Genomic DNA, 414 nt, shown 5'->3' with positions numbered 1-414 from the left:
CTTCGCTTCATCAGCAAAAACAACGATTTATTACGCGTGTTCCCCTGACGATCAAGGAAGCTAAACAGTCTCTCCTGAACGTGACAGCGGAGCAATTCAGCCCCATCAGTGAGGGCTATTCAGGCTGCTGGGTGACGTCATCGTATGGCGGCGTTCCTCAGCGTTGGTTACTGGTGAACAGTACGGCGGCAGAAAAACGTGAAAACCAGACTTTCCGGAAAAACACACTCAGGGAAACAGAAAACGAGTCTAAACAGTTCGACAAACTGGGCAAAAAGCCCTTTGCCTGCCGGGAGGATGCCTTACAGGCACTGCATGATTTTGAGTCTCAATGCCAGTTTATCGGCATCGCCTCGCCGGAAATTCAGGCGATTACCGCGTATGCGGGGCGCGGGAAACCCGGCAAGCATCAAC

1 pseudogene is annotated in these 414 nt (G+C 52.2%); it reads left to right on the top strand.

Annotated elements, in window-relative coordinates:
• Positions 1–414 (top strand): annotated as a pseudogene (locus SLS51_RS23385) (IS1634 family transposase); the annotation flags it as partial.

Origin of the sequence: Photorhabdus africana (assembly GCF_035181445.1) — a bacterium.
GTDB lineage: Bacteria > Pseudomonadota > Gammaproteobacteria > Enterobacterales > Enterobacteriaceae > Photorhabdus > Photorhabdus laumondii.
Note: the sequence above shows the minus strand (reverse complement) of the source record. Positions and strands in the feature narration are given on the sequence as shown.